The sequence below is a fragment of the Aquimarina sp. RZ0 genome (genome assembly GCF_008370685.1).
GTDB lineage: Bacteria > Bacteroidota > Bacteroidia > Flavobacteriales > Flavobacteriaceae > Aquimarina.
In genome coordinates this window covers 123,156-134,512 of the sequence record NZ_VTZU01000008.1, presented here as the reverse complement: position 1 = coordinate 134,512, position 11,357 = coordinate 123,156, and the positions used below count along the sequence as shown (strand labels likewise).

Annotated in this window: 4 protein-coding genes; all 4 read right to left on the bottom strand. The window is 34.0% G+C overall.

Annotation, left to right across the window (positions count from 1 at the left end; genetic code table 11):
• Window positions 1-115 precede the first annotated feature (115 nt).
• The 4 genes from F0000_RS05315 to F0000_RS05300 all read right to left on the bottom strand — a co-directional run bounded on the left by F0000_RS05315 (window position 116) and on the right by F0000_RS05300 (window position 11,206).
• Window positions 116-2,002 (bottom strand): YfiR/HmsC family protein, encoded by a 1,887-nt coding sequence (locus F0000_RS05315; protein ID WP_149623668.1) that lies wholly within the window; start codon window positions 2,000-2,002, stop codon window positions 116-118.
• Window positions 1,999-4,749: a TonB-dependent receptor gene (locus F0000_RS05310; protein WP_149623667.1), complete on the bottom strand. Its 2,751-nt coding sequence runs from the start codon at window positions 4,747-4,749 to the stop codon at window positions 1,999-2,001. The genes F0000_RS05315 and F0000_RS05310 overlap by 4 nt, the downstream gene beginning before the upstream one ends.
• A gap of 1,757 nt (window positions 4,750-6,506) precedes the next feature.
• Window positions 6,507-8,042 carry a RagB/SusD family nutrient uptake outer membrane protein gene (locus F0000_RS05305; protein WP_149623666.1) on the bottom strand — a complete coding sequence of 512 codons (1,536 nt, stop codon included), beginning with the start codon at window positions 8,040-8,042 and terminating at the stop codon, window positions 6,507-6,509.
• Between the two features lie 11 nt (window positions 8,043-8,053).
• On the bottom strand, window positions 8,054-11,206 hold the full coding sequence (locus F0000_RS05300; protein ID WP_149623665.1) for a SusC/RagA family TonB-linked outer membrane protein: 3,153 nt from the start codon (window positions 11,204-11,206) through the stop codon (window positions 8,054-8,056).
• Between the last annotated feature and the right edge of the window lie 151 nt (window positions 11,207-11,357).

Here is an 11,357-nt window from a genome sequence, read left to right as displayed (position 1 = left end):
TATATATTAAATTTGGGGATCGGATAGCACTTGATTTAGCGACCAAGCCCCAGGAGGGCTCTGGGAGCTAGCTCCCAGAGCCCTCCTGGGGCTTAACCCTGAGACAGGGTTATAATTACACTTCCTTTTTCATAGGGATCGTAAAGTAAAAAGTACTCCCTTTATGCTCGACTGAATCTATCCAAAGATTTCCACCGTGAGATTCTACTATTTTTTTGCAATGTGCTAAACCGATACCTGTACCTTTATATTCTTCTCTAGAATGTAATCTTTGGAAGAGGTCAAAAATTTTATGTTTTTGTTTTTCAGGAATACCAATTCCATTATCTCTTACCGAAAATTCCCAAAAGTTAGTTGAAGCTCCATTTTTTTCTTTGTTTTCTTGGCAAGAAATAAAAATTTCAGGTATTACTTCTGGCTTGGTAAATTTCATGGCATTACTAATGAGGTTTTGAAAAAGTAATCGTAGCTCAATTTCAGAACCGTTTACTTCTGGTAACTCATGCACATTTATTTTTGCCTTAGTTCGCTCTATAGCACTTTTGAGATCCGCTCTGAGTTCGTCAATCAAGGTACTACAGCTTACGATGCAATGATCCTTTGATCTTCCTAGCCGAGAGTATTCAAGTAAGGAATTAATAAGTTTTTTCATCCGAATACTGGCATCGTTGATGTACTCCAGGCTATTCTTTGCTACGTCATCAAAACGATCACCATACTCTGTGACTAATAAACCAATAAAACTGGATATGGTATTGAGAGGTTCCTGGAGGTCATGACTGGCTATGTATGCAAATTGTTCTAAGTCATTGTTTTGAGATTCTAGTGTTTTCGATTGCTCATTGATTTGATAGTTTTTCTTTCTTAATTCTTTGTTTTTTTCGATTAATTTCTTAGCCTGCTTTTTAACTTCAATATTTTTGGTTTCTATTTGTCTACGCAAGTTTTTCTGTATTAAATACCCTTTGAAGATTATAAATGCTCCCAAAAGAAATATTACCACCAATATGATCAAAAGCCAAATGAATTTTTTCTGGGTATTTATTTCAGCAAGCCTTTGACTTAAAAAAGATTCTTTTTCTTTAATTTCATTTTCTAGATTACTTAATATTTTTTGCTGTTCAGTAATTGTATTATTACTTTTTAAAATGTCTTCGCCTTTATTTACTATCGCCTTTTGTTGATCCTGTATAATAGATGCTTGTTCTTGTATTTTTTGCTCTAATTCAATAGCGATTTGAACTTTTTCATTATACTTTTTTCTTTGCAGTTCGGTTTTATCAAAAAGTAGTTGAATTACATTATCTCGATCTTTTACTTCGTGAGTAATGCCTTCTATTTGTTTTTCCTTATTTTGAATAATAGTCTCTTTCTGCTTAATATCTTCTTCTGTTTTTTCTAAAGAAAACTGTGTGGATTCATACAGTTTTTTCCATTTATTAATAGAACTTATAGCATATTTCTTTAAGGAAGGAGCGATTATTAAATTTTCATTTTCTATTCGCTGTGTATTGATTTCATATTCAAAAGAATTACCAACGCCAATCATATTGATCATGGAAGAATTGTAGTTATAATTTTCTGTTACTAACAAGGTATTCTTTTCCGAAATGATCTTGAAAATAGCACTAAGGTCATAGCTATATTTCTGATTCACATATAAAAGCTGAACATTTTTAATATCTTTTACATTTTGAAATCGCAAGACTTCAACAGGTTTTGCAAATATTTTTCTTCTTTGCGCCATTGACCCCAGGTCTATGATTATAGGGTCAGTTCCCAAAACGCCAATAGTAAATGTACTCAATTGATCGATATTGGGCCAACCTATTTGTTGAGCAAAATTGAAGATAAAAATAGCTCGTTGACTTCTTAATACATTTTCATTGAGATCTTGTCCATATATATTTGAAACAGAAATGAAACAGAAACAACAAAGTATTAGTACGCTCTTAAACCTTATCGCTTTACCAAAAGTTAAACTATAACAGACTTTTTTCATAATAGTAATAAGAGTTTAAAATAATAATTTGCTCCTCGAATTCCGAATTGTTGTACCCTTCTACTGTAAATAAAATTTCCATTTTCTGTGTTGGCAGAATGCCTATGTTCGTCGGGATATACATCAAAAATGTTATTCCCTCCAATTCCTAACTTAATATAATTATTAAATTGATAGGAAACCTCTATATCTGTTATTAATTTGGGCATAAATGTTTGATCCCGGGTTTCAATATTCCCAGTAAATTCATTTAAAACAAAGTTATCCAGATTTCCATCTTCAGGATGTAAATATTCTACCTCGCCAAAGTAGGTGTTGACCAATTGAAATCTAAATTTGTTAATTTCATAAGAAAACAAGGAATTTAATTTAAAATTGGGTTGACCAGACTCAATACGTGCTATTTCTTCCCTATTAAACAGTACATTTTCCTCACCCAAAAGGGAGGTAGGAACCTTAACACCACCTTCAATTTTGGTGTTAGTAATATTAAACCCTAAAGTAGCGTTGATTACACCTGTGTTTATAGGGGTTTTAAATGCGAAAATTCCATCAAAACCTGAAGTTCTTGAGTCAATTGCATTGGTTAAAAACTGTACACTACTTACCCCGAAAGGCTCAAATATTTCCTCATATCCTTCAGAGAACCTTCCTGAGAGAACGACTCTGTCTTTAATATCAATTAAATAGTAATCTAGAGCAAAGGTGAAATTATCATGAATTTTTCCACTCACTCCAGCATTAAAGCTATTGGATAGTTCGGGTTTAAGCTTGTCTACTCCTAAGGCATCCGTGACTATAGCACTTTCATTATTAAAAGTCCCTACCTGTACGCTTTCTCCATTGATAAATTGCGTGCTTATATTTTGAAAGAAAACCTGGTGTAGAGAAGGAGCTCTGAAACCCGTTGAAAAACCGATCCTGGCACTTAGATTATCACCAAAGCCATATCTGCTGGATAATTTCCAGATGATTTGATCACCAAAATCATTGTATGAGGCATATCGGGCTGCTCCCTTTAACAACAAATTGTCAGTAATATTTGCTTCAATATCCAAATATCCAGAAGTATTAGTCCTGAATTTGTTCAATTCATTTTCTGGTTGAAAACCAGGAAACACTTGAGCACCCGTTGCTCGTGGTAGCTCTTCGTCAAATTCATTAATATAAGTACTTCCACCAAAAACATAAGAAGCTTCTTCTCCAGCAATTATTTGATAATTTTCAACACGTAGTTCACCTCCAAAAGCAATATTGGTACCTTTGAGCCAGCCAAAGGTTCTGGAGATATCTAGATTAGTAGTATTTTGCTGATAAACAAAGCCTCCCGCATAAAATGTACGAGGGGAGGTGATCCCAAGGGATGCATTGTTCGAACGATTTATTGTATAGTCTAATCTATTAACTCCAATAGTGTGGCTAAAATCAAGGTTCCAACTGTTTCTCATGCCTTTAATACCCATAGTAATGGCGTCATCCTGTATATCAGTCAAAATTTCAGGAGAAAATCCATTTGGATATAACTCCAGTACTACTCTATCTTGATCTTTGGGGAATCTATAGAATCCTTTTGATTTACCTTCTCTATAGTTTCTCCCACCATGGAAATAGAAATTTGCGTCAGCGGATAGTGTAAACTCCCCGTTAAAGGATAATCCCAAATTTTGAGTTGAGGCATTGCCAATCTCCATAACCCTTCTGCCAGAATATCCAGTTTGTTGGTAAAAATTGTTAGCAGTGATAAGTTGCTGATCTTCTATTGGATCGTTAGAATATACGGCTCCATTATAATCACCAGCTCTGTTAATCGATTCTCTATTTCTGTATTCTGCCGTAACATTGACAAAACCTTTTTCACCAATGTTTAGCCCAAAATTAACAGCAGAAAAAACCTGAAATCCATCCCCTTCTGTAGTAATTCCGGCTCGGTTGTCAACTACGATTGTTTCCGATTGCTTTTTCAGTATGATATTGATTACCCCAGCTATCGCATCAGAACCGTATTGAGATGCAGCTCCGTCTCTTAGAACTTCAATACGCTCAATAGAAGTAATAGGTATCGAATTAAAATCAGTCCCTACCGAGCCTTTTCCGACCGTACCGTTAAGATTTAGTAAAGAGCTACTATGTCTTCTTTTACCATTGATTAAGACAAGAACCTGATCTGGCCCCAATCCCCTTAAGGAGGCTGGGTCTATGTGATCTGTGCCATCTGCGATGGTTTGATTGGTAGAGTGAAAAGAAGGGATGAGATAATGTAAGACCTGACTTAACTCATTTTTTGATATATTGGCTATTTCATTAGGAGTAATAATATTAACGGCGGCAGTATTTTTAAGGGAAGAGTTTGGTACTGAGCGAGATCCTAATGAAATAGGTTGATCAATTGAAAACCCTGTTTCGAGTAAAAAATCTACTGTGGTAGTTTCTCCTGCTTTTACAATGGCAGGTTTAGAAATGGTAACATACATAATAAATTCTGTAGTCAATACATAATTACCTGGATCAATTTCTATTCTATAGTTTCCATCTATATCTGTTGTAACAACTGTATCAAGACCTTCAATGGATATTTTCGCTCCAGGAAGGTTTCCAAACTGATCTGAAATATTTCCAATAATACTACCTTTTGATTGTGCGTTTATCTTTGAAAAAGAATTCAGTAGTAGAATTAAGCCTGTTAATAGGATATATACCAATACTTTTGGAAGTACCAAAGCTAAGTAATCAACTGATTTGTGTTTCATATTGGGATGGAGTGAAGATAATTAACAGTAATTAACGAGAAATATAGATTAAAACTGTGTTGTTAACTTTATGATTTAACTACAGTAAAAATGGAGTTTTAATCATTATGGATATCGTTATAAATAAAACCAATCGAAATTTCTCTTAGGACTTTCGGTTGGCTCTCAGATGTATTGTTCTTTAAATAATATTTTTAAAGCAAACCGTAGATTATTTTTTATCCATGGATGACATTACAATTTGCTACCGGTAATTGCTTTAAAAATTTCTTCAAGGTTTTTACATCAATAAAAATAGTTCCGTAAAAAAAAAATCATACTTTTTTGTTTTTAAAGATTAAACATTAAATCCGTAATTATTTTATAACTTTTTAACTATACTTTCAATTTTCATAACAGACATTACAATTTCTGTTATGTTTAATAAATATCGTAATTGTAAAGTATTGATATACTTTTAGTTACCTCTAAATTTGTTGAATAATCGATAAATTACATATATACTCGATAAAATATAGTTCGTTATCTGATTATGAGAGGTAATTATAGTTTTTCAATTATTATTAGTTTGGAATGTTTAAGATAAAGTTTATTCTGTTGTGTGAAGTTAAAGTTGAGTAAAATATTAATATAACTGTCAGATTTAGAAAAACATGTATGGTGAGAGATTACTACGTAAAAGCAATATCAAGTTTTGAAATTGCAAAACGAAAAGTAGAAACTGGTGAATGAGAGTGTGTTGCCGAGTTATGGAAGAAAGAAACATCTAATCCTGACCCAGAGATTACCGAACAAGCTTGTTTTAATATGGCTTTTTATACGATTTGTGATTAAAAAATTCGTATAAATTCATTGAATTATTTTTTCTTTATGCAAGGCAAAAAAATCAAGCATAGCTATAGCTACGGTTTATTTTTTAAACGAAGTAGAAAGGAAAAAGAAACGATGAATATGCGAAATTTTTAGTTATAAATCGTATTATAATGAAATTAAAAATCTATGGACTTTCGGGAAGACTGGTCAAAGAAATGAATAATAAAGAATCTTTTGGATGTGTCAGATTTAGTTCCCAAAATCTATTTTTTACTCGATAATCGAAATCAAAATGTTTTTTTCAATACATGCCTCGGCTTGCCCCAAGGTAGGTTACTAAAATAGTCTAAGATCCATTCTCTTCAGCTTTCTGGATATTCTTGAATCGTTTTTACGATCTTTTTAGAGGTGAGCTTTTTGAAATTTCTAATGATACCTGATTAAACAAGTCCTTCTTCTGCTTTACAAAGCATATGTATATGGCTAGGCATAATACAATACGTGTATATTTCTAGATCTTTTTATTCCTGACAATACTTGTAGCTATTTATGATTATATATTTTTGTTTTCATCTGGTAAATACATCTATCCAACCTACCGCGGTGATGGTAATAAAGTATCCTGAATCAGGTATAGTTGCTTTATATTTTGTAGACATATTTTATTTAATCAAATAGTTACGAATTTTTGATTAGATACTAGTGTAGATGTCTTTCCACATATGATCCATTTTATTGTAAATAGGGTAATAAAACAGGAGTGATCTCTGCCGTCTTTGCAATGGTATAAAGCCCAAAACATTTGGATACTAGAGAAGACTAGATATTAAAAAACCAGTTGCAAATCATTGCAACTGGTTTTTTATCTTTAGTTCTTGAGCATACGCCACATAGATTCTAAATCTGCCCATCATATTCGAGCGATTGGGTAGGTATAACCAGTGTTAATTTTGGTTGTTATCTATAGGGTTGAAATCTGTCTCAAATGCCGGAACTGGCCAGTAATCAAGATAGTTGTAATTAATCGTTGCATTGGTATTTAAAACACCTTCTGCATCTAATACGTGTGCTCCCGTTCTTGAGCCGGAAGAAACACCATATCTTCTGGCATCATAAAATGATACAGCACGCATTATCAGAGCTAATCTTCTCTCTTTCCTCACTTCTTCCAGAGCATCAGCTTCACTTAGACTTGTTCCAACAGTTGCAGGCAAGCCAGAATTTTGAAAAGTTCTTACAGCATCAAGGTTTTCTAGCCCACCTTCAATATCTCCAGTTCTTATTTTGGCTTCAGCTTTTAGCAACTGATTCTCCTCCCAAGAGCCAGCATAATACATAGATATAGTTTTTGCGGTGGTTGATGCAATTGGAGTTTCTTGTTTCCAGAAATGTGTAGATCCATATTGAATTCCTCTACCTCTGGGGTTAGGAGTTGGGTTAAAAAGGAAATAATTGCCAAGTCGTGCATCATCTGGATTAATATCCTGAATTAAACGCTGACTTGGGTAATACCAAAACCCAGTTACTACTCCTGGTAGCCAAGAATTGTTTAATACCGTATTTTCTGAATTCATTGTAAATACCTTATCGTTTGCACTGACTCCTTTATTAACCAACATCAAGACCTGATTCCATTGTGCATCAGTCATATCGGTAACTTTATTGGCGTACACAATATTTCTAGCTTTTAATGTATTGATATTTTCTATCAGAGCATCTAAATCTACGTTACTAGAAATGATATCAATTTGTAAGCTATCAAAAATTGAGTTAAACTCAGCAATATCAGAAATCGAAGTGATTAACGTTTCCAGTTCTGTCAATAAGCGTTCGGATTCTGCAATTATTTGATCAGAATCTACGAATTCATTATTAATTTCTCCGATTGAGTTTACGATAAGACCTTTCTCGTATATTAAACCAATTTTATGATACGCATATGCTTTCCACCATAATGCCCAGGCTCTATATACATCTTTTTGATTTTGAGTTGGATCTGTTAGATTATCTATATTCTCCAGAATAACATTACAGTGAGCATTTAAAGCATACATATCGAACCATTCAAACTGAGTCATATTATCGCTTCCGGCGGCACGGGTGTTTCTAAGAGCTATTTCTATAGGTTGCGTACCGCCAACAGGTGGATTAATAACAGTTCCATCATCCAGAGTTATAGACTCTGTTTGATTTACCCAGCGCATGCCCAAATTGCCCCAGGGTGTAACCATCACATCTCCCATACTTTCATGATATCCATATACCCACCAGAAGTAATTACTTCTAGTAAAGTCGGTAGTATGAATATAAACACCTTTTGCAAAGGATTTCATACCATTTAAGCTAGTGATAGTCCCATTAACAGTAGGTTCGTTATTGTTAATAGGTTCTATATCTGAGTCGAGAAGATTATCCTCACAGCTGCTAAAAGCAATCAGGAGAATCAAAATCAAAGTTCCTAAAAATTTCAAATTTTTCATGATTTTTATGTTTAAAAAGTAAGAATAAGACCAAGGTTGTAGCTTTTTGTATTTGGATGTGTAAAGGAATCAAAACCTCTCTGGAAAGTATTTCCAAAAGATACGGAAGCTTCTGGATCAAGACCAGTATAGTTAGTAAAGGTTAATAGATTTCTTCCTGATAGTGTAAAGTCAATATTGTCAACTCCTTTGAGCCTAAACCAATTGTTCAGTTTAAAATTTACACTAACATTTCTAAGTCTCAAGAAAGAACCGTCTTCTAGGAAATGAGATGTTGGAACACCCGTGTTATAAATAGAAGTATAGTAGGTAACAAAGGCACCTGTCTGTAGAGTTCCTGTCGGATCTTCAATGGTCACAGGTACTGCGGTATCTTCGTGCAGTGCATTATTATAAAGCACTTGCTTACTTCCGTTGTAAACATCTAAACCTTGAAACCAGTCTAACTGTAATGATAATGAAACTGTTTTGCTGAAACTAAAGTCATTAATAAAAGTCATTACAAAATCTGGCTGAGAACTACCCAATGTTCTTTTATCAGGGGATATCACAACGTTTCCAGTATTTTTGTTAACTACATACCCACTACTGGCAACGGTAAAATTGTCGAGATTTGCGGTTGGAATAATTCTATTACCATCATTATCTAGTGCATCAAGACTTGTGATAACTTCAAATAATGAAAAAGTACCTATTTCCTGACCTTGCTCCAGAACAAAGTTGTCAGAGACCACAAGAGGTAATCCGGTTTTGATCTTGGCTAAAATTGCAGAAGATTTAGAAAATCTTACCCCAAAATTCCAGAAAAAATTATCCCCTTGATATATAGCAGTATCAAGACTTAGTTCTACACCATCACTCGTAATATCATATGCATTATCAAACAGCTCTCCAGAACCTGAACTAGTAGGTGTTTCTGAGCGAAATATTACATCTTCTGTATTACGGTCGAAATAGTTAAAACTACCATTTATACTGGAGAACCAATTTCCTCTACCAGGAGTAATAGTGAAATCAGTACCAATTTCAATCTCTCTGGAAGTTTCAACTTTTAATTCTTTATTATTAAAAATATTAGGAAAAGCTAAACCAACTTCGCTACCGAATGTCAATCCCGAAAGTGTTAGTAAATTTTGACCAAAAGGTGGTTGAATACCAGCTTTCCCATATGCTCCCCTTATTTTTAAATTAGTTAAGGTGTTACTCTCGAATAACTCAGCTATATTAAAATATGCGTCTCCTCTTGGGAAAGTAGCATCAAAACCAGCCCCAAAGCGATTAGAAAAATCGGTCCTGAAACCTGCAGAAAAACCAAGTAAACTCCCGAAATCAAATTTTTGATTGACTAAAAACCCATAGGTTCTAAAAGGAGATTCAAAAAATCCATTAAACGTTTTTGTCGATGATTGGTTGATGTTAAAATCACCGAAACTGCCAAAAGGATTGTCTGTACCACTGAGACTACTTTGCGTGAAATTTCGATCTCTCCAGTCAAAATTTATGGTTGTTTGAGATGTTAAAGAAGTATTCAAGTCAAATTTCTCTCGGAAATTGAGATTTAGGTTTAGAGAAGCAAGAAAATTTTGGAAATACTCACGACTTTCTAATAAATTAATTCTTCCATTAATATTACTTCCTATAGATGAAGCTTGTTGATGATCACTTTTGTTTTCTTGAAAAAATATAAAGTTTTGCGAATACGAATCGTAACCATATTTTAGATTAATAGATAGGATGTCAAATGGATTATATTTGATATCCAAATTGGCAATATACCGATTAATTTCATCTTGTCTTGTCTGAATGCTTGTAGCAAAAAATGGATTCGAAGAATTTGGATCGGTTGCATCCGGAACCACAAGTAAATCTCCATCACTATTTATGGCATTTCTTAGATCCACGTGAGGAAGATTCTCAAAAACAGAACGTATCACACTGTTTCCAGTATCATTTGTACTGTTTATTACATCAAAACGAGTGTTTACCTTAAGTTTATCAGACAAATCAAAACTCAAATTGAGCCTTCCATCATACTTTACATATGTACCATCAATAATTACACTCTCCTGCGCTGTTCTATTACCAGAAACCAAATAAGTCATCTTGTCTGAACCACCAGAAACATTGACTCCATGAACAAGATTTATGGCATCTTTAAATAATACATCGGTTGCATCAAATATAGGTTCTGCATAGGGAGTATTGTTAATCCCTTGACTCCCTAATTGAGTCCCGTTTACATCAACTACTTCTACATCTACTGCCAAATATTGAGATTGATTGTTTCGTTGTATAACTGGAGTTCCATTGAGATCTATTAACAAACCTTGATCATTTGTTTCATAGTGATGAAAAGAAGCTCTTCTAAAGTTATTATTGACAATTACTTGGGATAAACCTGAACTAGTTCTGATAGTTACTTTTGGTTTCCCTGCGTTACCTTTTTTAGTAATAATATTGATAACACCATTTGCTCCTTGTGCTCCGTAGATTGTTCCGGCAGCAGCACCAGAAATAGTCTCGACTCTATCTATTGTACTAAAATCAATATCAGACAATCTGGAACTTAGGTTTGCGCCTCCAATACTAGAACTGGATGTAAGGATCTCAACACCGTCTATTAATATCATAGGTTGGGATCCGTTAATACTATTGATTGCACGAAGCACGATATTTTGCTGTTGTCCGGGTTGCCCACTGGTAGATTGGATTATGGTACCTGCAATTTTACCCTGTAATGCCTGGTCAATTGATTGACTACCTGGTGTTTGTAAGTCTTCGGCTTTAACAGAATTAACAGAGACTCCTAATTTACGTTTACTAGTTCCGGTAGCAACTCCTGTCACTACTACTTCATCAAGAATCGCAGTTTCTTCTTCAAATTGAATATTAATAGTGTTGTTATCCCCAACGGTGATTACTTTATCAGCAAAACCAAGATAGCTGAAAATAAGTTCGGCTCCTTTGCTTGTAGTGATAGTGTATTTTCCATCAAAATTTGATTGAGTTCCCTTGTTGGTACCTTTTTCAACGATGTTCACTCCTGGCAGAGGAAGACCTAAGTTATCCGTTACACTACCTGTAACAGTTTTTTCTTGTGCAAAAGAAATTTGTGTAATCAGTACTGCGATGAATACCAGAAATTGTTCTGTTTTTGATTTCATTATGATTTTAATTAGAATTGGTTAAACTAAAGACTCCTGATAGTATACCTTAATTGAAGGATAGTTTTAGTAAAAGGTTGTATAGCTGTTATAAGTAAACATATTATAGAGTGGTGTCTGGCAGAGACTTTATTTACTATGGGAATCTTTG

Bases quoted from the DNA above. Each gene is read 5' to 3' on its own strand.
- F0000_RS05315 (WP_149623668.1), bottom strand. From the start codon at position 2,002: ATGAAAAAAGTCTGTTATAGTTTAACTTTTGGTAAAGCGATAAGGTTT.
- F0000_RS05310 (WP_149623667.1), bottom strand. From the start codon at position 4,749: ATGAAACACAAATCAGTTGATTACTTAGCTTTGGTACTTCCAAAAGTA.
- F0000_RS05305 (WP_149623666.1), bottom strand. From the start codon at position 8,042: ATGAAAAATTTGAAATTTTTAGGAACTTTGATTTTGATTCTCCTGATT.
- F0000_RS05300 (WP_149623665.1), bottom strand. From the start codon at position 11,206: ATGAAATCAAAAACAGAACAATTTCTGGTATTCATCGCAGTACTGATT.